Origin of the sequence: Streptomyces sp. NPDC024017 (genome assembly GCF_040638895.1) — a bacterium.
In the GTDB taxonomy this organism is placed as follows: domain Bacteria; phylum Actinomycetota; class Actinomycetes; order Streptomycetales; family Streptomycetaceae; genus Streptomyces.
Window position 1 is genome coordinate 233,864 of sequence record NZ_JBEZYZ010000010.1, and the last position, 20,549, is coordinate 254,412.

Below are 20,549 nucleotides of genomic sequence, written 5' to 3' on the forward strand. Positions count from 1 at the left end.
TCGCAGGCTGCCCGGAGGCAGTCGAGCGGTTATCCCAGCACCTCGTCACAGGCTGTACGCAGCCGCCGGACGCCCTCGGCGATCTCCCCGGTCCCGGCGACCGCGGCGAAGCTCAGGCGGACGTGCCCGGCGGGCGGCTCGGCGCTGAAGTAGGGGCGGCCGGGGGTGATCGCGACCCCGGCGCGGAGGGCGGCGGACACCAGGGCCGCCTCTCCCCCAGAGCCGAAAGCCTGGGAGGTGCCCCCAGTGCCGTCGGGCAGGCGTGGCCACAGGTGGTAACCGCCGGACGGGATGTGCGGCAGGGCGAGTTCCGGCAGGTGCAGGGCGAGGGCGCCGGTCATCGCGTCCCGGCGGGCCTTCAACTCGGCGGAGACGGCCCGCAGATGACGCGGCCAGGCGGGCGAGCCGACGAGTTCGAGGGCGGCCTCCTGGAGGGGGCGCGGCACGAAGAACGTGTCCACGACCTGGATGGCGCGCAGCCGCTCCAGGACCGGCCCCCGGGCCGCCAGAGCGCTCACCCGGAAGCTCGGGGAGGTCGCCTTGGTGAGCGAGGAGACGTGCACGACGACGCCGTCGGGGTCGTCGGCGGCCAGCGGGCGGGGCAGCGGCCCGGCGTCCTCGTGCACGAGCCGGCGCACGAAGTCGTCCTCGACGACGAACGCGCCGGCCTCGCGGGCGATGCGCAGCACCTCGGCGCGCCGTCCGGGTGCGAGCACGGCACCGGTGGGGTTCTGGAAGAGCGGCTGGCAGACGAAGGCCGGGGCGCCGGTGGCGCGGAACGCGTCCGCGAGCAGCTCCGGTCGCACGCCGTCGGCGTCCACCGGGACCGGGACCGGGCGCAGTCCGGCGGCCCGGGCGATGGCGAGCATGCCGGGGTAGGTCGGCGATTCGACCAGGACGGGGGCACCGGGCGGGGCGAGGGCGCGCAGGGCGGTGGTGAGCGCGGACTGCCCGCCTGCGGTGACCAGCACCTCGGCGGCCGTGACCGGGCCGCCGATGCTCCGCGCGAACCACTCGCGCAGCTCCGGCAGCCCCTCCATGGGCGGGCGCCCCCAGGCACCGGGACGGCGCCCGGCGCGCGAGAGGGCGGCGGCCATGGCCCGCTCCGGCTGCAACGACGGGTGCAGATAGCCGCCGTTGAACTCGATCACGCCGGGCGGCGGCGCGGCCAGCGACACCAGCACCCCGGAGGCGTCCACGGAGCGCGGCACGAGGTCGGTGGCGCCGTCCGCGCTGAGGGCGACCTCCTGCCAGGAGGTGTCCCCCGCGGGGTCCGGTGCCGTCCGGGTCCGCGCACGGAACGCGCCCGCGCCGGGCCGGGTGACCACCAGACCCTCGGCGGCGAGCTGCGCCAGGGCCCGCGACACCGTCACCGGGCTCACCCGGAACCGCTCGACGAGCGCCCGGCTCGACGGCAGCTTTCCTCCGGGCGAGTAGCGGTCGAGCTCCCGTCTCAGTCGTTCCGCCAGTTCACCTACGCTGCTACGCGCGTGCATGAGAGCACAGAGTAGCGCTACTGCGCCGTCTCCGATAGCAGTCGCCACCCCGGCCCCGGAGCGCCCCGGCTTCGGCACCCTCCAGGCCGCCCTGGGTGTCGTCGCCTTCTCCCTCACGTTCCCCGCGACCGCCTGGGGGCTGGAGGGCTTCGGGCCCTGGTCGCTCGTCGCCGTGCGGAGCGTCCTGGCCGCGGTGATCGCGGGCGGCTGTCTGCTGGTGCTGCGGGTGCCGCCGCCCGCCCGGCGGCACTGGCCGGGCCTCGCGGTCGTCGGGGCCGGTGTCGTCCTCGGTTTCCCGCTGCTGACCACGCTGGCCCTGGAGACCTCCACCACCGCGCACGCCGCCGTCGTGGTCGGACTGCTGCCGCTGACCACCGCGCTCTGCTCCGCCCTGCGCATCGGCACCCGGCCCTCGCGCACCTTCTGGGTCGCCGCCCTCGCGGGCGCGGCGGCGGTGCTGGCCTTCACCGTGCAGCAGAGCGGCGGCGCCCTGAGCACCGCCGACCTGTACCTGTTCGCCGCGCTGCTGGTCTGCGCGGCCGGGTACACCGAGGGCGGCCGGCTGGCCCGGGTCGTGCCGGGCTGGCAGGTGATCGGCTGGGCGCTCGTGCTGTGCCTGCCGCTGACCGTGCCGGTGGCCGCGCTCGCGCTGGCGCACGAACCCGTGCGGCTGACCGCGCACAGCGTCACCGGCCTGCTGTGGGTCGCGGCGGGCTCGCAGTTCGTCGGGCTGGTCGTCTGGTACCGCGGCATGGCGGCCATCGGCATCCCCAAGGCCAGCCAGTTGCAGCTCGCCCAGCCGCTGCTCACACTGGTGTGGTCGGTGCTGCTGCTGGGCGAGCACCTCACGGTCGCCGCCCCGCTGACGGCCGCGGCGGTGCTGGTCTGCATCGCCGTCACACAGCGATCACGCGGCTGAGCGGGACGGCGCACGGCCACTGCCGACAGGCGCCCCCCGCCGTAGACTCGGAGGCCACGGACCGCTGCTCCGCACCTCGTGAGGAGGCCCCAGATGCGCGCAACCGTGGGCGACCAGCTTGTCCAGCACGGCAGGGTGGTCGGTCAGCACGACAAGATCGGCGAGATCGTCGAAGTGCTCGGCCAGGAGGGCAACCCGCCGTACCGCGTCCGGTTCGAGGACGGGCACGAGGGCGTGTGCTCCCCGGGTCCCGACACGGAGATCCGGCACCGGGAGACCACCACCGGGCCATGACTCAGCGCGGGGGTGACGCCGGCTGCCCGTAGTGGTCGGCGACCACCCGCGCCATCGCCCCGATCCGGTCGGCCGCCACGTCCTTGGCGGCGAAGTAGACGTGTCCGCGCACCTGCGGGTGCTCCCCGGCCAGCGTCAGGTGCCGGGACAGCTCGCCCGTCTCCTGCCACGCCGCGGGCTGCGCCGGGTCGCCGGCCTTGTACAGCGCCTCCCCCACGTAGAGCTGTGTCGAGCTGTCCCGGGAGGCCTCCGCCCACCAGGGCAGGAGCTTCGCGTAGTCGGCGGCGGCGAAGCCGATGTTCCAGTAGAGCTGCGGGACGATGTAGTCGATCCAGCCCTCGCGCACCCACTTCCGCGTGTCCGCGTGCAGATCGTCGTACGTCTGCACGCCCGCCCGCGTGTCCGAGCCGAGCGGGTCGGTGGCGACGTTGCGCCACACGCCGAAGGGGCTGATGCCGAAACGGGCGCTCGGCCGGACCTCCTTGACGCGGTCCGCCGTCTCCCGCACCAGCAGGTCGATGTTGTCCCGCCGCCACGCGGCCCGGTCCGGGAAGCCGCCGCCGTGCTCGTCGTAGGCCGCGTCGTCGTCGAAGCTCTCCCCCACCACGGGGTACGGGTAGAAGTAGTCGTCGAAGTGGACGCCGTCCACGGGGTACGTCGCCACCGCGTCGAGCATCGCGTCCTCGACGAAGGCACGGACCTCGGGCAGCCCCGGGTTGTAGAAGAGCTTCCCGCCGTACGTCACCACCCAGTCGGGGTTCATGCGCGCGGGGTGGGAGGCGGCGAGCCGGGACGGGTCGGCGTGGACGGCGATCCGGTACGGATTGAACCAGGCGTGCAGCTTCAGGCCCCGGGCATGCGCCTCCTCGACGGCCGTGCCCAGCGGGTCCCAGCCGGGGTCCTCGCCCTGGGTGCCGGTGAGGTACTGCGACCAGGGCTCGTACGGTGAGGGCCACAGGGCGTCCGCCGTGGGCCGGACCTGGAAGAACACGGTGTTGAGCCGGTTGCGGACCGCCGTGTCGAGGTGGGTGAGCAGCTCGGCGCGCTGCTGCGACGCGGTCAGCCCGGGCTTCGACGGCCAGTCGCGGTTGGCCACGGACGCGATCCAGACGCCCCGCATCTCGGAGTCCGGCGCCCCGCCCCGGCGTCCGGTCGCGGCCGACGCCTGAGGCATCATCGTGAAGGCCGACAGCGCCGCCACCGCGAACGCCCTGCGTGAGACTCGTCCCATCCGCATGCCCCAAAAAGCCGCGGATCCGCCCGGCCGCGGATCGCTCCGGACCCAGCATGCCCGACGCGGACCCGACCCCGGCGATCGATCATCGATACTTGGCGGTAACGTGCACGAACGGAGCAGGCACCGGGACCCGGCGAGTCTGCCCGGACGTGGATCAGCAGCGAAAGGGACGATGTGACGGACATCCCAGCGGGAGACATTGCACGCGTCGGAGTCGTGGGCTGCGGTCAGATGGGCGCGGGGATCGCCGAAGTGTGCGCCCGGGCCGGCCTGGACGTCATGGTCGCCGAGACCACCGGCGAAGCCCTGGAGATCGGCCGCACCCGGCTGTTCACCTCCCTGGCGAAGGCAGCCGAGCGCGGCAAGATCACCGAGGAGGAGCAGGAGGCCACGCTGGCCCGGCTGAGCTTCACCACGGACCTCGGCGAGTTCGCCGACCGTGACCTGGTGATCGAGGCCGTCGTCGAGAACGAGCAGGTCAAGACCGAGATCTTCCAGGTGCTCGATCAGGTCGTGACCCGGCCCGACGCGATCCTGGCGTCCAACACCTCCTCGATCCCGCTGGTGAAGCTGGCGGTGGCGACGTCGCGGCCCGACCAGGTCATCGGCATCCACTTCTTCAACCCGGCCCCGGTGCAGAAGCTCGTCGAGCTGATCCCGGCGCTCACCACGTCCGAGGGCACGATCGGCCGCGCCCAGGTGTTCACGGAGAAGCTGCTGGGCAAGCACGCGATCCGCGCCCAGGACCGCTCCGGCTTCGTGGTCAACGCGCTGCTGATCCCGTACCTGCTCTCCGCGATCCGGATGTTCGAGACGGGCATCGCCAGCCGCGAGGACATCGACAACGGCATGGAGATGGGCTGCGCCCACCCGATGGGCCCCCTGAAGCTGTCCGACCTGATCGGCCTGGACACGGTCGCCTCGGTCGCGCAGTCCATGTACGAGGAGTACAAGGAGCCCCTGTACGCCGCTCCCCCGCTCCTGCAGCGCATGGTCGACGCGGGCCGGCTGGGCCGCAAGACGGGCTCGGGCTTCTACACCTACGCCTGACCGCCCGGCTGACACAGCCACCTCAACGCAGCTCGTGGCCACTCCCCTCGTCTCTGGATGGGCTGGCCACTTCGTCATGACATCCCGGGTACCCCCGAGGCCGATTACGGACGGTCAGTTTCAGGCCAAGCTGCGGGCCCGGCACCGGATTTGGTGCCGGGCCCGCGGCATTCACACACCGTGTGCGCGCCGGGCTCGCATATGCCCTACGCACACTCTCCCCAGGCGCCCACCAGGCGAGTTGACTCCTCAGCGCGTGCAAGGGATGTGAAACGACTACGGAAAGGAGCGGACACGTGACCGCCGATCCCGAGCATCCCGTCGTCCATGGAGAACTCGCAGAGTTACGGCGCCGCCTCGATGTGGCATACGCCCGCGTCGAGGGCGGGCTGGCTCTGCTCAGCCACCGCACCGAGGAGACCGCCAAGGAGATCGACGAGCTCAACACCCGGATCCACACGCTCGAACACGCGCGCTGGCCGCTGCCCGCGGTCGCCGCCCTCACCGCCGTGGGTGCCCTCGTCGTGGCGATCTGGCAGGCGTTGGGACATTAGCTCAGGGCAACGTGTCCTGACCGAGCCTGAGATGGTGCAGCAGAAGTAACGCGGCCGCCATGTTGGCGGCCGGGACCTCGCCGCGGGCGACCATGTCGGGGACGAGCTTGAGAGGCACCCATTCCCGGCGGTCCGACTCGAAGTCGTCCACGGGGTGCCCGACGTACTCGCCCTCGTCGGCCCAGTACACGTGGTGCCGGGCGTCGGTGAGCCCGTTGGACGGCTCCACGCTCATGAGGTGGTGCAGAGGTCCCGGCCGCCAGCCGGTTTCCTCCTCCAGTTCCCTGGCGGCCGCGCGGGCGATGTCCTCGCCGTCCTCGACCACCCCGGCCGCGAGTTCCCACCCCCAGCTGTCGGTGATGAAACGGTGCCGCCAGAGCAGCAGCACCTCGTTGGCCTCGTTCACGACCGTGGCCACCGCAACGGGCCGCAGCCGTATGAGGAAGTGGTCCAGGTGCCGGCCGTCCGGCAGTTCGACATCCGCGAGATTGACGCTGAACCAGCGGTTTGCGTACACAGTTTGTTCGTTGTGTTTCGTCCACTGCACGGTTCTGCCACCTTCCGTCGAGTAAGTGGCAATATCGCAGCAGGGACAGACTGACAGCAGGCGCACAGGAAGCGCCTCGGAGCGACACGGGCACCACCGCCCGGATCTACAACGGTACGCGCAGTGCTCCGTCGATGAGTTCGGCGGCCTCGGCCGTGCCCGCGCAGCCGCTGCGCACCAGGTGCTCCCGCACCGCGCGCAGCCGGTCGCGCAGCCGCTGGGACTCCATGCCCCGGGCCTGCTCGGCCATCTGCACGGCGATGGCCACCGCCTTGTCGGCGTTGCCCTGCCGCAGCTCGATGGTGCTGAGCATCGCCAGCCGGTGCACCCGGCCGCGGTCGTGCGCCGGGTTGTCGACGGCGGCCGCGGCGTGCTCCCCGGCGGCCGCGATCTCCCCCAGGCTCAGCAGCGCCTCCGCCACCTGGACGTTGACCAGGCCCGGTTGCACATATCCGGTCTCGTCGGGCTCGTACCCGCGCCGGATGCGCTCGGCGGACTGCTCGGCCCGCCGGATGCAGGACAGGGCGCTGCCGCCGTCGCCGAGGTGCGCGTACGCCTTGGCCTGCATCGCGTACAGGTCGGAGGCGAGCGCCGGGGTGATGTGCTTGCCGGCGGCCCTGAGCGCGGCCTCCGCGAAGGCCACGGACTGCCGGTACTCCCGCATGAACAGCGACTGGTTGACGAGCAGGGCGATCACATACGCCCCGAGTCCCCGGTCCCCGCTGGCCTTCGCGAGGCGCAGGGCCTGGTGGAAGTAGCGCTGGGCGAGGCCGTGCGCGTCGGAGTCGTACGCGCAGATGCCGGCGACGGCCACCAACCCGCCCGTGGCGCGATGCAGTTGCCGGCCGGTCTCGTCGGTGTAGCTGCCGCGCAGCAGTGGAGCAGCCTCGGCGTTGAGAAAGCCGACGATGCGCGCCCGCGTGGCGATGCCCCCGGCCTTGCGGTACATCTGCTCGTAGTGGGTCCGGGCCGCCCGCAGCGTCTCCAGGTCGCCTGCGGTGACCCGGTGTCTGCCGCCGCGGGAGACGTCCACGTCCTCGGGCGGGTTCTCCCACTCCCACACCGGCATCACCGCGGGTGTGCCGGTGACGGCGGGCGCGCCCAGGATGTGCGGGCGCTGCTGCTGGTCGGAGCGCCACAGGGCGGTGGCCCGTTCGACGAACCCGGACAGGGAGCCGGTGTGCGGGGCGGACGGCTCGCCGGGCACGCCGAGGCCGATGTCGTCGAGGGTGACCTGGCGCTGCAGCCGGGCCGCGAGCACCTCGCAGATCAGGTCGGGCACCTGGCCCCGGGGGCGCTGCCCCTTCAACCACCGCGCGACGGCGGTGTGTTCGTACCTCAGGGACAGACCACGTGCCCGTCCCGCCTGGTTGACATGTGCGGCCAGCCCCGCGTGCGAGATCCCCGCCTCGTCCAGGATCGCGTCGAGCAGAGTGTTGGGCTGCATGTGGGCCCCCCGGATGGCTCGGTGCGGCCAGATTAGTGGTTCCGGCTTCACACGGGGTGTGAACGGAGTGCTCGAATCCGCGCTGTGTGCGCACTGTCGCTCAGAGTCGCCGACCGGTTGACTGAGTTGCCTCGAAAGAGGCCGGCCGGGCCGCCGGCTCCCCCTCGTACAGTGCGGCGGCCCGCTTTCGCCGTCCGCCCGGCTGCCTGCCCGACACTCCGTGGCGGGGCGGACGGCATCGCCGGCGACACGTTCCCCCGCCGTGGTGTCAGGGGTGTGGGGTCGGCTGCGGCTACGTCGTGGCCGTTCGCGCGGTTCCCCGCGCCCCCAGGTGAGCGGGCCGCCCGTTCCTCAGTACCAGCAGCGCGATGTCGTCCGGAGGTGTGCCCCGGGTGTGGTGCCGGAGAGCGGTCGAGATCCTGCCGACGACGCCCTGCGAGGAGAGCGGGCCCTCCCCCACCACACTCGTCAGCGCGGTCGCCAGCGGGAAGAACCCGCCACGGGCGTCCCGGGCGTCCTGCGCGCCGTCCGTGAAGAGGAACAACGCGTCATCGGACTCGAGACGGCCGAGCCTCACCGTCGGCAGCACCGGCGGCAGCGGAAACAGCCCCAGAGGCGGATGCGGGTCGCCGGGGGCGAGTTGTTCCGCCTGGACGCCGCTCAGCCGGTACGGCCAGGGATGGCCGCAGTTCAGCGCGAGCATCTCGCCGTCGGGCCGGATCTCCACGAGGAGCAGGGTCACGAACTCCTCGGCGGCGCTCGCGGGATGCTCCTGGCGCAGATGCCGGTCCAGGGCACGTTCCAGCCGACGCAGCACCCCGCCGAGGTCCTGCTCGTCGTGCGCGGCCTCGCGGAAACAGCCCAGCACGGCGGCGACGGTCCCGAAGGCGCCGATCCCGTGCCCGCGCACGTCACCCATCACGGCCCGTACGCCGTACTCGGTGGCGACGACCTCGTACAGGTCGCCCCCGACCGCGGCGCCACGCTCCGCCGACACCTGGGCGGCGGCCACGTCCAGCCCGTCGATCCGCGAGGGCAACGGCCGCAGCAGCGCGCGCTGAGCGGCACCAGCGACCCTGCGCAACTGCCGCAGTTCACGCATCAGCGACCGCCGCACATGCAGGATCAGCCCGGTCCCGACCGCGAAGAACACCGCACTGGTGACGATCCGCGCCTGAAGACCGGTGTCCTGGGCGAGCGGACAGGCCAGCTTGTACGTGACGGCCGCCGCGCCCCACACCGTGGGCAGACCGAGGCTGCGCACCCGACCCCTGATGCGGATCATGCCGATGGCCCCCCAATAGGCCCTGACACACAGAATCGGACCGGCCCGAGAAGGCCGGTCCGATTCTGTCGACAGCACGCCGGAAAAGGGGAGATCACCCACCTTTACCACCCAAACGAGTGAGGTGACCCGCCCCTCTCCTGGGGCCCCTCGGGCACTCAGCTCCGCAGCTCGGCACCCACCCGCTCGCCCGCGAGGGCCACCGCAGCGTCCCGCGCCGCGGAGGCCTCGTCCACGGTCAGCGTCCGGTCGGAGGCCCGGAACCGCAGCGCGTACGCCAGCGACTTCCGCCCCTCCCCCAACTGCTCGGCGTTCTCGTACACATCGAACAGCCGGATGGACTCCAGCAGCTCCCCGGCCCCGTCCCGCAACGCCGCCTCGACGTCCACTGCCGGCACGAACGCGTCGACGACCAGGGCGACATCCTGCGTGGCGACGGGGAACGTGGAGATCCGAGGCGCCGCGGCCGTGGCGTCACCGGCGGTCTCCACCGCGTCCAGGTCGATCTCCATCGCGCAGGTGCGCGCGGGCAGCCCGAGGGCCTTCACGACCCGCGGATGCAACTCGCCCGCGTGCCCCACGACCCGCTCGGCACCGTCCACGGTGACCGCCAGCTCGGCGCACCGCCCCGGGTGCCACGGCCCGTACTGGCCCTTGCGGATGACGAGCTCGGCGCCGGCCTCGTGCGCGATCGTGCGCGCCGCCTCGACCGCGTCGGCCCAGTCGGCCGGACGGCCCTTGCCCCACCAGCCGGCCTGCTCGCGCGCACCGGCGAGGACGACGGCCACGTGCCGCGGCTGGTCGGGCAGCGCCGCGTTCAGCTCGCCGAGCTCCTCGTCGGTCGGGCGGCGGTCGACGGGCAGCACGGCCGCGATCCGCTGCTCCTCGCGCGGCAGGAAGACCACGCCGGACTCGAACAGCGCGAGGTCGTGCGAGCCGCGGCCGTCGTTGCGCCGCAGGGCGGCGAGCAGACCCGGCAGCAGCGTGGTGCGCAGCGCGGGCTCCTCGTCGCTCAGCGGGTTGCTGAGCTTCACGACGCGGCGGGCCGGGTCGTCCGCGTCGAGGCCGAGCTGGTCGAAGACCTGCTCGCCGATGAACGGGTAGTTAAGCGCCTCGACGTATCCGGCACCGGCCAGGGCCCGGCCGACACGGCGGTGCAGCCGCTGCCGGTCCGTCAGGCCGAGGCCCGCCGGCGGCTTGGGCAGCGTGGAGGGCAGGTTCTCGTAGCCCTCCAGCCGGATGACCTCTTCGGCCAGGTCGTTCGGGTCGGTGAGGTCGGGCCGCCAGGACGGCACGGTGACGATCAGCTCGTCCTGCCCGTACACGTCGCAGCCGACCTCCTGGAGGCGGCGTACGACGGTCTCGCGGCCGTAGGCGACGCCCGCGACCTTGTCCGGGTGGTCGGCCGGGATGGTGATGGTGCGCGGCGCGGACGGGGCGAGGACCTCGGTGACGCCGGCCTCGGCGGTGCCGCCCGCGAGCAGGACCAGCAGGTCGACGGTGCGCTGCGCGGCGGCAGCGGCGGCCTGCGGGTCGACGCCGCGCTCGAAGCGCCGGGACGCCTCGGAGGACAGCTTGTGCCGGCGGGCCGTGCGCGCGATCGACACCGCGTCGAAGTGCGCGGCCTCGATCACGACGTCCGCGGTGGCGTTCTCGGTGTCGTCGTGGTCGGCGATCTCCGTGTTGGCGCCGCCCATGACGCCGGCGAGCCCGATCGGGCCGCGGTCGTCGGTGATCACCAGGTCCTCGGCGTCCAGCGTGCGCTCGACACCGTCGAGGGTGGTGAGCTTCTCGCCCGCCTCGGCCCGGCGCACGCCGATCGTGCCCTGGACCAGGCCGCGGTCGTAGGCGTGCAGCGGCTGGCCGAGCTCCGTCATCACGTAGTTAGTGACGTCGACGGCGAGCGAGATCGGGCGCATGCCGACCTTCTGCAGCCGGCGCCGGAGCCAGATCGGGGAGCGGGCCTCGGCGCTGAGGCCGGTCACCGTGCGGGCCGTGAAGCGGTCGCAGCCGGTGGGGTCGGAGATCTGCACCGGGTAGCCGTACGCGTTCGGGCCGGGCACGTCGATCAGCGCCGGGTCGCGCAGCGGCAGGCCGTAGGCGGTGGCGGTCTCGCGGGCCACGCCGCGCAGCGACAGGCAGTAGCCGCGGTCGGGCGTGACCGCGATGTCGAGGACCTCGTCGACCAGTTCCAGCAGCTCGACGGCGTCCTTGCCGATCTCGGTCTCCGGCGGCAGGACGATGATGCCCTTGGTGCCGTCGTCGCCCATGTTCAGCTCGTCGCTGGAGCAGATCATGCCGCGCGACATCCGGCCGTAGGTCTTGCGCTCGGCGATCTGGAAGTCACCGGGCAGGACGGCGCCGGGCAGGGCCACGACGACCTTGTCGCCCACGGCGAAGTTGCGGGCGCCGCAGATGATCTCCTGGGGCTCGCCGGTGCCGTTGGCCTGGCCGACGTCGACGGTGCAGAAGCGGATCGGCTTCTTGAACTCCGTCAGCTCCTCGATCGTCGCCACCTGGCCGACGACCAGCGGACCCTTGAGGTCGGCGCCGAGCTGCTCGACGGTCTCGACCTCCAGACCGGCCGAAATGAGCTTGGCCTGCACGTCACGACCGGTCTCCGTCTCCGGCAGGTCGACGTACTCCCGCAGCCAAGAAAGCGGGACCCGCATCAGATCTCCATCCCGAACGGCCGGGTGAACCGGACGTCACCCTCGACCATGTCTCGCATGTCTTCGACGTTGTGGCGGAACATCAGCATCCGCTCGATGCCGAACCCGAAGGCGAAGCCGCTGTACTTCTCGGGGTCGACGCCGCAGGCGGTGAGCACCCGCGGGTTGACCATGCCGCAGCCGCCGAGCTCGATCCAGCCCTCGGACGAGCAGGTGCGGCAGGGGCGGTCGGGGTTGCCGGCGGACTCGCCCTTGCACACGTAGCAGAGCATGTCCATCTCGGCGCTCGGCTCGGTGAACGGGAAGTAGGCCGGCCGCAGCCTGGTCTCCATGTCCGCGCCGAACAGGGCCTGGACCATGTGGTCCATCGTGCCCTTGAGGTCGGCCATCGTCAGGCCCTCGTCCACCGCCAGCAGCTCGATCTGGTGGAAGACGGGCGTGTGCGTGGCGTCCAGCTCGTCGGTGCGGAACACGCGGCCGGGGCAGACGATGTAGACCGGCAGCTCACGGTCGAGCAGCGCGCGGGCCTGCACCGGGGAGGTGTGCGTGCGCAGGACGACGCCGGACCCGGACTCGTCGGTGCCCTCGGGGCCCCGCACGAAGAAGGTGTCCTGCATCTGCCGGGCCGGGTGGTCGGGCAGGAAGTTCAGGGCGTCGAAGTTGAACCACTCCGCCTCGGCCTCCGGCCCTTCGGCGACCTCGTAGCCCATGGCGACGAAGACGTCCGCGACCCGCTCCATCATCGTGGTGAGCGGGTGCCGGGCGCCGGACGGTACGCGGTCGTACGGCAGCGTGACGTCCACCGCCTCCTCGACGAGCACCCGCGCGTCCCGCTCGGCCTCCAGTTCCACCTGGCGGGCGGCGAGCGCCTTGTTCACGGCACCGCGGGCCTGGCCGACGCGCTTGCCGGCCTCGGCCTTGGCGTGCGGGGGCAGGGCGCCGATCTCGCGGTTGGCGAGGGCCAGCGGGGAGGTGGGGCCGGTCTGGGCGACCTTGGCCTCGTGGAGCGCGTCGAGGGAGTCCGCGGCGGCGAAGGCGGCGAGCGCCTCGTCCCGCATGCGCTCGATCTCTTCCGGTTTCAACGTCTCGACCTCGACAGGGTCGTACGACTTATTCGGTGCCGACATCTCTTCCCGTGCTTCCGATTGGCTGGCTGAAGGTCCCCGTCACCGACTCGGACGGCCGTCTCCGGGACACGAAGGTGCCAATGGCCGAGTCTAACGGGGTGGAGGTATACGAATGCGCCCGCGGGGCTCAGGCGAGATAGGCCGGAGCGCTCACGGGCAACGTAAATCGGAACTCGGCGCCGGCGCCGGGGGCGCGGCCGACCGTGATGGTGCCGCCGTGGGCCTCGACGATGCCCTTGACGATGTAGAGCCCGAGGCCCGTCCCACCGCGCTTGCTGCCCCGCCAGAAGCGGGTGAAGACGCGGTTCATGGACTCCTCCGGGATGCCGGGCCCCTCGTCGCTCACCGTGACCGACGTGGCCGCGTTCTCGGCGAACTCGCCCTCGCGGAGCGACGCCGTGGGCGTGACGTCGATCGTGACAGTTCCCTCGCCGTGCCGCACGGCATTTTCCAGCAGGTTGCTGAGCACCTGGTCGATCTTGTCGGGGTCGGCCCACAGGTCGGGCAGCGGCTGCTGGACGCGCAGCAGGAACCGGTCGGCGGGCTGCCCGGCGGCGACGTAGGCCTGGATGTGCCGTCCGACGGCGGCGCCGATGTCGACGGGCTGGCGCCGCACCTCCAGGCGGCCGGAGTCGATCCGGGAGATGTCGAGCAGCTCGGCGATGAGCCGGGTGACCCGGTCGGCGTCGGCGTCGACGGTCTCCAGCATCAGGCGCTTCTGGTCGTCGGTGAAGCGTTCCCACTTGGCGAGCAGGGTGGCGGTGAAGCCCTTGACCGAGGTCAGCGGGGAGCGCAGCTCGTGGGCGACGGTGGCGATCAGCTCGGCGTGGCTGCGCTCGGTGCGGCGGCGGGCCTCGGTGTCGCGCAGGGTGACGACCAGGCGCCGGACGGGTCCGGTGGGCCGGGTGCGGACGTAGCGCGCGGAGACCAGCACCTCACGGCCGCCGGGCAGGAGCAGGTTGCGCTCGGGCTGTCCGACGCGGATGGCGAGGCCGCCGTACGGGTCGGTCAGCTGCCACCAGCGCCGGCCCTCCAGGTCCTCTAACGGCAGGGCCTTCTCCAGGCGCTGCCCGAGGGCGTCCCGGGCGCGGACGGCGGTGATGCGCTCGGCGGCCGCGTTGAAGCAGATGACGTGGCCCTGCTCGTCGGCGACGACGAGTCCGTCGGGCAGCTGGTCGGGGTCGATGCCGAGGCCGGCGGGATCACCGGATGGCCGGGACGCGGCGGGCGGGCTCCCGGCGTCCTGGGCTCCCGGTGCGCTGCTCGTGCCGACACTCATCCCCGTACCCCACCTCCAAGGCTCCGCAGAGGGGTCCCTGAGCTGGTCACCCTACTAGTTCCCGGTGACGGAGCGGCACCCTCCGGAGGCGCGCTGTGCACGCGCCGACGCATAGAGACATACGGCGGCGGCGGTGGCGAGGTTCAGGCTCTCGGCCTTCCCGTGGATCGGAACGCGCACGACGGCGTCCGTGAGGGCGCGGGTCTCCTCCGGGAGGCCCCAGGCCTCGTTGCCGAAGACCCAGGCGGTCGGCCCGCCCATGGTGCCCTTGTCGAGCTCGTCGTCGAGGTCGCGGTCGCCCGCCCCGTCGGCGGCGAGGACCCGGACCCCGGCGTCCCGCAGCCCCTCGACGGCCTGCTCCACGGGGACGCCGACGGCGACGGGCAGGTGGAACAGGGAGCCGACGGAGGCGCGGACGGCCTTGGGGTTGTACACGTCGACGGAGGCGTCGGTCAGGACGACCGCCTCGGCCCCGGCGGCGTCTGCGCAGCGCAGCACGGTCCCGGCGTTTCCGGGGTCGCGGACGTTGGCGAGGAGGGCGACGAGCCGGGGGCGCGCCGCGAGGACCTCCTCGAACGGCGTGTCCAGGAACCGGCAGACGCCGACGAGGCCTTGCGGGGTGACGGTGGTGGAGATGTCGGCGATGACCTGCTCGGCGGCGAGGTGCACCCGGGCTCCGGCGTCCCGGGCCGCCCCGACGATGTCGGCGTAGCGCTCGGCGGCCTCCAGCGTCGTGAACAGCTCCACGAGCGTGGCCGCGGCCCCGGTCCGGTGCCCGGCCGCCTCCCGCACGGCCTGCGGCCCCTCCGCCAGAAACAGCCGATCCTTCCCCCGGAAGTTCCGCTTGGCCAGCCGCCGCGCGGCCTGGACGCGGGGGGAGCGGGGGGAGATGAGCTCGGGGGTGGCAGGGGGCATCCTGTTCGCTTTCTCAGTAGCTACACAGCAGGACCCGCAGACCGTCCGGCCTGCGGGTCCTTCAGTCACTCGGCTCAGCGCCGGCGTCACGCAGCCTTCGGCGCGTTCACGTCGCTCGGCAGCGCCTTCTGGGCGACCTCGACGAGCGCGGCGAACGCACCGGCGTCGTTGACGGCCAGCTCGGCCAGGATCTTGCGGTCGACCTCGATGTTCGCGGCCTTCAGACCCTGGATGAAGCGGTTGTAGGTCATGCCGTTGGCGCGGGCAGCGGCGTTGATGCGCTGGATCCACAGCTGACGGAAGTCGCCCTTGCGCTTCTTGCGGTCGTTGTAGTTGTAGACCAGCGAGTGGGTGACCTGCTCCTTGGCCTTGCGGTACAGGCGCGAGCGCTGACCGCGGTAGCCGGAGGCCTGCTCGAGGATCGCCCGACGCTTCTTGTGGGCGTTGACTGCCCGCTTGACGCGTGCCACTTGTTAACTCCTTGTAGCGGGGTCGTGGGTGTGCTCACACGACCCGAAATCGATTGGGTCCCGGTCTGACGTACGCCCGGCGCTCACGCGCCCGGACGTCACTTGCCGAGAAGCTTCTTGATCTTCGCGGCGTCGCCCGGGGCCATCTCGGCGTTGCCGGTGAGGCGACGCGTCACACGGGACGACTTGTGCTCGAGCAGGTGGCGCTTGCCGGCGCGCTCGCGCAGCACCTTGCCGGAGCCGGTGATCTTGAAGCGCTTGCTGGCACCGCTGTGCGACTTGTTCTTCGGCATAGCGCCGTTCTCTCCTCGTCGGTGGCGCTCCGGTGCCCGGTCGCGAAACCGGGCACGGTGGAGCGTCGTCTTGTATCGGTTGCTTCCTGGGACTGGCGTCCCGGGGAGTCACGCCTCGGCGGGCTCCTCAGCCGGCGCCTCGGCCATCGCATCGGCCTCCGCAGCGTTCTGCGACTTGCCGGGGTTGGCCTTCGCTTCCGCCTTGCGGGCTTCCTGCGCCTGGCGAGCCTCGGCCATCGCCTCGGTCTTCTTCTTGTGCGGACCGAGAACCATGATCATGTTGCGGCCGTCCTGCTTCGGGTTCGACTCAACGAAACCGAGGTCGGCCACGTCCTCCGCGAGACGCTGCAGCAGTCGGTAGCCGAGCTCCGGCCGGGACTGCTCGCGACCACGGAACATGATCGTGATCTTGACCTTGTCGCCCTGCTTGAGGAACCGAACGACGTGACCCTTCTTGGTGTCATAGTCGTGCGGGTCGATCTTCGGCCGGAGCTTCATCTCCTTGATGACCGTGTGCGCCTGGTTCTTGCGCGCCTCACGGGCCTTCATGGCCGACTCGTACTTGAACTTCCCGTAGTCCATGAGCTTGCACACAGGCGGACGGGCGGTCGCCGCCACCTCGACCAGGTCCAGGTCGTACTCCTGCGCAAGCTCCAGTGCCTTGGCCAGGGGAACGATGCCCACCTGCTCGCCACTGGGACCGACAAGTCGCACCTCTGGAACGCGAATCCGGTCGTTGATGCGGGGCTCGGCGCTGATGGATCCTCCTCGGTAGCACCACGCGACGGTCTGGCGGACGGCCGCGTAACGTCAGTGTTCGATAGACCTAACCGCGTCGAAGCAACAAAAATGCCCCGGACGATCCCAGGCGGGGCTCCTCGAACTACCGGAGCACCGCCGTGGGGGGCCACGGGGCGCGCTTTCGGACGGATCGCCGCCGCTGGGGCGGGACCGCCTGACCGGTGACCCGCCGCCCAGAGGGCGATCGGGTGGGAGTTCGAAAGCCTCCACTTGTGGGCCGGACTCGCGGGCTGTGAGGCACACACGTCCGACCGGTCGTTACACGAGGTTACCAGCAAGGGCCAGGAACGGCCAATTGGGGCGACCCGGGGTCACGTGGGGGTCTCCCACTCCCTGCGCCTATCGTGTGGGGCATGAGTGAGACCCCTCCTGAGTCCCCCGACTTCGACGCCATGACCCGCGACATCGCCGAGGTCCCGGCCGTCGAGGTGATCGTGACCGTCGCCGTCAACCTGATGAGCGCCGCTGCCGTGAAGCTCGGTCTGACCGAGGAGGGCGAGAAGCACAAGGACCTGGACGAGGCCCGCAAGCTGGTGCACGCCCTGGCCGGTCTGCTGGACGCGACGGCGACCGAGATCAGCTCCTTCCACGCGGCGCCCCTGCGCGACGGCCTGAAGTCGCTGCAGCTGGCGTTCCGCGAGGCCTCGCTCGTCCCGGACGAGCCGGGCCAGGGTCCGGGTGAGAAGTACACGGGCCCGGTCTACGGCTAGTTCAGCCGCGTACGTACAGGGGCTCGCCCGGTGGCGTTGCCTCGGCCGGCAGCAGTGCCAGGTCGAGGCCGCGCACCAGGCGGGCCCTCAGTGTTTCGTCGGCGGCGAGCCGCTGAGCCACGGACCGGGCTGCCTCGGCGGGGGCCGCGGACGGGTCCAGTACCAGGGCGAGGGTGCCGTCGGCCTGGCCGGGGCCGAGGTGGGCCCGCACGACGGCGGGCTCGGCGGCCACGGCACCGCGCACGGCGTCGACGACGGCCGGGTCGGCGAGCGGGTCGGTGCTCGCGCGGCCCTCGGCGAGGGCGAGCAGGGCGGGGCCGGTCAGCTCGAAGGGCACCGGCCCGGCCATGTCGAGCACGATCGTGTCCGCCTTCTCGTGCGCGGCGGCCTGCAGGGCCTGGTGCAGCGGTACGGCGACGGGGCGGGCCTGAGGGTCCCAGCGGGCGAGGGAGTCCGTGGAGGTGAAGGCCGGCAGGGCGGTGCGGTTGCCGGCCTTCAGGGTCGGTACGGCCATGTCGCTGGTCTTCTCGCGGCGCAGGCCCCGCTCGTCCTCCTCGACCTCGCCGAGCACGGCCACGACGGGCACGAGCAGCCGGGCGCCCTTGAGTGCGGCGAGGACCGGACCCACGGCTCCGCGGTCGGCGGACCAGGCGGCGAGTGCCGCGCTCAGCCGGGGATCGGCGGAGCCGTCGTCGTCGGAGAAGCCGGAGTCCGGGATGTTCTTGTTCGCCACGCGTCGACCCTATCGGCCGGATGCCGCGCTCCCGGCAGCGGCTCAGAAGTCCTCGCGGCCCGTACGGCGGCCGCGCCACAGGACGACCGCCGCGACCAGCAGGACGCCGCCGGTGCCGCCCGCGAGGGGGGCGGCCCAGTCGGCGGTGTCGTCGCCGGAGGCGTCGGCGTCCGGTCCGCTGCCGAAGTACTTCGCGCCGTGGGACGCCGACTGGAGGTCCTCGGGCTTGAGCCGGCCGGCGGCCTCGATGGCGGCGGCCGGGTCGACGAAGCCGAAGCCGCGGGAGTCGTCGCGGCCCCCGGAGGGGGCGTTGCGGGCGGTGTCCTCCAGGAGCGACTTGATCTGGGCCGGGGCCAGGCCCGGGTGGGCGGCCTTGACCAGGGCGGCGGCGCCGGAGACGAAGGCGGCGGCGGCGCTGGTCCCCCAGCCCTCGTAGTACTTGTGGTCGGGGTCGGCGATGACGACGTCGACGCCGGGGGCGCTGACGGTGGCGTACCAGCGGCGGGTGGAGAAGGAGGCGCGGGTGCCGGCTCGGTCGACGGCGGTGACGGCGATGACGCCCGGGTAGGCGGCCGGGTAGGAGATGTGGTCGCCCTTCTCGCCGCCGTTGCCGGCGGAGGCGACGACGACCACGCCCATCTTCAGGGCGTACTGGATGGCCTGGTCCTCGGTGGGTTCGGGGTGCGCGGAGGCGGAGTCGTCGCCGAGGGAGAGGTTGATGACGTCGGCACCGTGGTCGGCGGCCCAGCGGATGCCCTCGGCGAGGGCGTTGCCGCGCGTGCTGCGGGCCTTGGCGCGGGAGGGGTCGCCGTCCTCCAGGATCACGCGGACGGGGAGGATCTTCGCCTCCGGGGCGATGCCCAGGACACCGTCGGCGTTGCCCGGGCCGTGTCCGTGGCCGGCGATGATGCCGGCCATGGCGGTGCCGTGGCGGGCCCAGGCGCGGTCCCCGGGTTCGGCTCCGAAGCCGACCAGGTCCTTGCCGGGGAGGACGTTGCCGGACAGGTCGGGGTGGTCTTCCTCTACTCCGGTGTCCAGGACGGCGACGGTGACGCCCTGGCCCTTCGTGGTCTGCCAGGCCTGCTCGGTGTGCATGGCCTCCAGGGCCCACTGCTGGGCGCGGATGCCGTCGGCGTGCGCGGTGGCCGCGGGGAGGAGGACGAGACCGGCGGTGAGCAGGACGCCGAGGGCGGTGGCCTTCCTGGACGCCCCGCGCGGGCGTTTCCGGGCCGGGGTGGGCACGGCGTTCACGACGGCTGCTCCGAGGCTGAACGGACGTTTCTGCGGAAGTCGCGTTCGACGCGGTCGGCGAGGCCCTGCGCCTCGTTGCCGAGTCCGGCCTGGGCGACGGTGGTGGTGGCGCCGGCCTCCACGGCGTCCCCGGCGGGCTGCGGGTCGTCGACGGTACGGCCGTCGGCCCAGCCGGAGACGGCGTAGACGACGACCGGGGCCTCGGTGAGCACGGAGACGGTCCAGGAGGCACGCTGCCGGGCGCCGAAGTCGGCGGCTGGCGTGCCCTTGGCGGCGTACGGCAGGGGCATCAGGTCGCTGCGGCGGTCCAGGCGTTCCTTGCGGAAACGGTTTGCAAGGGCGGTCATGCCGGGGGCGTCGGCCGTGGTGAAGAGCAGGCCGACGGTGGTCACGTAGCTCTCGGTGGCGTCGGTGTAGGTGGCGCGCAGGAGGCGTTCGCAGCCGACGGGGGCGAGGGCCTTGCGCAGCAGCGGGTCGAAGGCGTTCTTGCAGCCGCTGTCCGGGGCGACGGCGATGCGGGTCCAGGTGCGGTCGGCTCCGCCGGGGCCGGCGCCGCGGCCCTGCACGGTGGGCGGGAACAGCTGGTCGACCGGGACGCTGTGCCAGAGGCTTCCGGCGGCGGCGAAGGTACTGGGCGTGCCCTCTTCCCCGGAGTCCCCGACGAGCCAGCTGCCGGTGACCGCTCCCGAGATGAGGCCCAGCCCGAGCACGAGGCAGACGGCGGCCGCGGCGGCCTGCGACGCGCTGCGCCGGCCGAGCGGCCGGGGCCGGGCGTCGCCGTCGTAGCCCTCGGGCTCACCGAACGACACCAGGGGGCGCGTGGCGCTCCAGGAGAGGGCGGGGTCGGGAGAGACGGGGGTGTGGTTCCGCGGTGGTGGGGCGGAGGGGGCCGACGGTTCGTGTGCGGGGCGCGGTGGGGTGGTGGGGCGCACGGAGCCGGGGCGGGCTGCCGTGGTCCCCTGCGCGGCAGGGCGGCCGAAGGGGGCGGCGGGCTCGTCCGGTGCCGGGTCCGCGGGGACCGGGCGCAGGCGCCGGGTCGTCTCCGACGAGTGCTCGCCGGGGGCACCGGTACGGCGGGGCGCGGGGAGGCGGAACGGCCGGCCGGTCGTCTCCGACGGCGCCCCGGCCGAAACGTCCGAACGCCCGGGTGCGGAGAGGCGGAAGGGCCTGCCGGACGTGTCCGACGAGGTCCCGTCCGGGGTGTCCGAACGCCCCTCCGAACGACCCGCCCGGCCGGAGGAGCCCGGCGTGGGGAGGTGACGCGGGCGCGGCGGGGCGTCAGGTGCCGGCGAAGTGGAGGGCTTGTCCGCGTCGGGGGCGACGCTGGGCGAGGTGTACGCGCCGGAGCCGGTCTCGCGCCCGGCCCCGGAAGACGTGTACGCGCCGGAGCCGGTCTCGCGCCCGGCCCCGGAAGACGTGTACGCGCCGGAGCCGGTCTCGCGCCCGGCCCCGGAAGACGTGTACGCGCC

At 72.7% G+C, this 20,549-nt stretch carries 20 protein-coding genes; 5 read left to right on the forward strand and 15 right to left on the reverse strand.

What is annotated here, in order from left to right; genetic code table 11:
• Nucleotides 1-29: 29 nt before the first annotated feature.
• Nucleotides 30-1,496, reverse strand: coding sequence for a PLP-dependent aminotransferase family protein (locus tag AB0G20_RS27170; protein ID WP_361306754.1), 1,467 nt, complete (start codon nt 1,494-1,496; stop codon nt 30-32).
• Here AB0G20_RS27170 and AB0G20_RS27175 point away from each other — a divergent pair.
• Complete coding sequence (locus tag AB0G20_RS27175) at nt 1,495-2,415, forward strand: DMT family transporter (RefSeq protein ID WP_361306755.1); 921 nt, start codon at nt 1,495-1,497, stop codon at nt 2,413-2,415. The two genes, AB0G20_RS27170 and AB0G20_RS27175, sit on opposite strands and share 2 nt — an antisense overlap.
• A 93-nt stretch (nt 2,416-2,508) precedes the next feature.
• Nucleotides 2,509-2,709 carry a DUF1918 domain-containing protein gene (locus tag AB0G20_RS27180; RefSeq protein WP_053668217.1) on the forward strand — a complete coding sequence of 67 codons (201 nt, stop codon included), beginning with the start codon at nt 2,509-2,511 and terminating at the stop codon, nt 2,707-2,709.
• A 1-nt stretch (nt 2,710) separates the two neighbouring features.
• Here the strand turns inward: AB0G20_RS27180 and AB0G20_RS27185 are convergent, their stop codons facing one another.
• The gene (locus AB0G20_RS27185; protein WP_361306756.1) at nt 2,711-3,940 is read right to left on the reverse strand and encodes a family 10 glycosylhydrolase; all 1,230 of its coding nucleotides are present in this window, start codon (nt 3,938-3,940) and stop codon (nt 2,711-2,713) included.
• Nucleotides 3,941-4,120: 180 nt separating this feature from the next.
• Between AB0G20_RS27185 and AB0G20_RS27190 the strand changes: the two genes are divergently transcribed.
• The gene (locus tag AB0G20_RS27190) at nt 4,121-4,996 is read left to right on the forward strand and encodes a 3-hydroxybutyryl-CoA dehydrogenase (RefSeq protein WP_361306757.1); all 876 of its coding nucleotides are present in this window, start codon (nt 4,121-4,123) and stop codon (nt 4,994-4,996) included.
• Nucleotides 4,997-5,292: 296 nt separating this feature from the next.
• Nucleotides 5,293-5,550, forward strand: a complete 258-nt coding sequence (locus AB0G20_RS27195; protein ID WP_248507369.1) for a hypothetical protein — start codon at nt 5,293-5,295, stop codon at nt 5,548-5,550.
• A gap of 1 nt (nt 5,551) precedes the next feature.
• On the opposite strand, the gene AB0G20_RS27200 is transcribed toward AB0G20_RS27195, so the two are convergent.
• The 10 genes from AB0G20_RS27200 to infC all read right to left on the reverse strand — a co-directional run bounded on the left by AB0G20_RS27200 (nt 5,552) and on the right by infC (nt 16,344).
• Complete coding sequence (locus tag AB0G20_RS27200) at nt 5,552-6,097, reverse strand: NUDIX hydrolase (protein WP_361306758.1); 546 nt, start codon at nt 6,095-6,097, stop codon at nt 5,552-5,554.
• Between the two features lie 106 nt (nt 6,098-6,203).
• Complete coding sequence (locus AB0G20_RS27205; protein ID WP_361306759.1) at nt 6,204-7,544, reverse strand: transcriptional regulator; 1,341 nt, start codon at nt 7,542-7,544, stop codon at nt 6,204-6,206.
• Nucleotides 7,545-7,836: 292 nt separating this feature from the next.
• Complete coding sequence (locus AB0G20_RS27210; RefSeq protein ID WP_361306760.1) at nt 7,837-8,829, reverse strand: PP2C family protein-serine/threonine phosphatase; 993 nt, start codon at nt 8,827-8,829, stop codon at nt 7,837-7,839.
• Nucleotides 8,830-8,987: 158 nt separating this feature from the next.
• Complete coding sequence (gene pheT / locus AB0G20_RS27215) at nt 8,988-11,501, reverse strand: phenylalanine--tRNA ligase subunit beta (protein ID WP_361306761.1); 2,514 nt, start codon at nt 11,499-11,501, stop codon at nt 8,988-8,990.
• Nucleotides 11,501-12,628 (reverse strand): phenylalanine--tRNA ligase subunit alpha, encoded by a 1,128-nt coding sequence (pheS, locus tag AB0G20_RS27220; protein WP_361306762.1) that lies wholly within the window; start codon nt 12,626-12,628, stop codon nt 11,501-11,503. Before pheS ends, pheT begins: the two co-directional genes overlap by 1 nt.
• Nucleotides 12,629-12,755: 127 nt before the next feature.
• Nucleotides 12,756-13,907: an ATP-binding protein gene (locus AB0G20_RS27225; protein WP_361306763.1), complete on the reverse strand. Its 1,152-nt coding sequence runs from the start codon at nt 13,905-13,907 to the stop codon at nt 12,756-12,758.
• A 54-nt stretch (nt 13,908-13,961) separates the two neighbouring features.
• A complete protein-coding gene (locus AB0G20_RS27230; RefSeq protein WP_361306764.1) occupies nt 13,962-14,822 on the reverse strand; it encodes an RNA methyltransferase in 861 nt (286 codons plus the stop codon).
• Between the two features lie 86 nt (nt 14,823-14,908).
• Nucleotides 14,909-15,292, reverse strand: a complete 384-nt coding sequence (gene rplT, locus AB0G20_RS27235; protein ID WP_010045263.1) for a 50S ribosomal protein L20 — start codon at nt 15,290-15,292, stop codon at nt 14,909-14,911.
• A 98-nt stretch (nt 15,293-15,390) separates the two neighbouring features.
• Nucleotides 15,391-15,585 carry a 50S ribosomal protein L35 gene (gene rpmI / locus AB0G20_RS27240; RefSeq protein WP_003977225.1) on the reverse strand — a complete coding sequence of 65 codons (195 nt, stop codon included), beginning with the start codon at nt 15,583-15,585 and terminating at the stop codon, nt 15,391-15,393.
• 108 nt (nt 15,586-15,693) lie between these two features.
• Nucleotides 15,694-16,344, reverse strand: coding sequence for a translation initiation factor IF-3 (infC, locus tag AB0G20_RS27245; RefSeq protein ID WP_361306880.1), 651 nt, complete (start codon nt 16,342-16,344; stop codon nt 15,694-15,696).
• 395 nt (nt 16,345-16,739) lie between these two features.
• Between infC and AB0G20_RS27250 the strand changes: the two genes are divergently transcribed.
• A complete protein-coding gene (locus AB0G20_RS27250; RefSeq protein ID WP_142164950.1) occupies nt 16,740-17,096 on the forward strand; it encodes a DUF1844 domain-containing protein in 357 nt (118 codons plus the stop codon).
• 1 nt (nt 17,097) lies between these two features.
• Here AB0G20_RS27250 and AB0G20_RS27255 read toward each other — a convergent pair whose 3' ends face one another.
• From AB0G20_RS27255 to AB0G20_RS27265, 3 genes are all read right to left on the reverse strand, one after another.
• On the reverse strand, nt 17,098-17,829 hold the full coding sequence (locus AB0G20_RS27255) for an SseB family protein (protein WP_361306765.1): 732 nt from the start codon (nt 17,827-17,829) through the stop codon (nt 17,098-17,100).
• A 42-nt stretch (nt 17,830-17,871) separates the two neighbouring features.
• Nucleotides 17,872-19,080, reverse strand: coding sequence for a type VII secretion-associated serine protease mycosin (gene mycP, locus AB0G20_RS27260; RefSeq protein ID WP_361306766.1), 1,209 nt, complete (start codon nt 19,078-19,080; stop codon nt 17,872-17,874).
• Nucleotides 19,077-20,549: hypothetical protein (locus AB0G20_RS27265; RefSeq protein WP_361306767.1), on the reverse strand; the 1,473-nt coding region annotated here is incomplete at its 5' end. The genes AB0G20_RS27265 and mycP, both read right to left, overlap by 4 nt.

What these genes read in the sequence shown, in the direction of transcription:
- AB0G20_RS27175 (WP_361306755.1), top strand. Translation starts at nt 1,495, where the DNA reads ATGAGAGCACAGAGTAGCGCTACTGCGCCGTCTCCGATAGCAGTCGCC.
- AB0G20_RS27170 (WP_361306754.1), bottom strand. Translation starts at nt 1,496, where the DNA reads ATGCACGCGCGTAGCAGCGTAGGTGAACTGGCGGAACGACTGAGACGG.
- AB0G20_RS27180 (WP_053668217.1), top strand. Translation starts at nt 2,509, where the DNA reads ATGCGCGCAACCGTGGGCGACCAGCTTGTCCAGCACGGCAGGGTGGTC.
- AB0G20_RS27185 (WP_361306756.1), bottom strand. Translation starts at nt 3,940, where the DNA reads ATGGGACGAGTCTCACGCAGGGCGTTCGCGGTGGCGGCGCTGTCGGCC.
- AB0G20_RS27205 (WP_361306759.1), bottom strand. Translation starts at nt 7,544, where the DNA reads ATGCAGCCCAACACTCTGCTCGACGCGATCCTGGACGAGGCGGGGATC.
- AB0G20_RS27210 (WP_361306760.1), bottom strand. Translation starts at nt 8,829, where the DNA reads ATGATCCGCATCAGGGGTCGGGTGCGCAGCCTCGGTCTGCCCACGGTG.
- pheT (WP_361306761.1), bottom strand. Translation starts at nt 11,501, where the DNA reads ATGCGGGTCCCGCTTTCTTGGCTGCGGGAGTACGTCGACCTGCCGGAG.
- pheS (WP_361306762.1), bottom strand. Translation starts at nt 12,628, where the DNA reads ATGTCGGCACCGAATAAGTCGTACGACCCTGTCGAGGTCGAGACGTTG.
- AB0G20_RS27225 (WP_361306763.1), bottom strand. Translation starts at nt 13,907, where the DNA reads ATGAGTGTCGGCACGAGCAGCGCACCGGGAGCCCAGGACGCCGGGAGC.
- AB0G20_RS27230 (WP_361306764.1), bottom strand. Translation starts at nt 14,822, where the DNA reads ATGCCCCCTGCCACCCCCGAGCTCATCTCCCCCCGCTCCCCCCGCGTC.
- rpmI (WP_003977225.1), bottom strand. Translation starts at nt 15,585, where the DNA reads ATGCCGAAGAACAAGTCGCACAGCGGTGCCAGCAAGCGCTTCAAGATC.
- AB0G20_RS27250 (WP_142164950.1), top strand. Translation starts at nt 16,740, where the DNA reads ATGAGTGAGACCCCTCCTGAGTCCCCCGACTTCGACGCCATGACCCGC.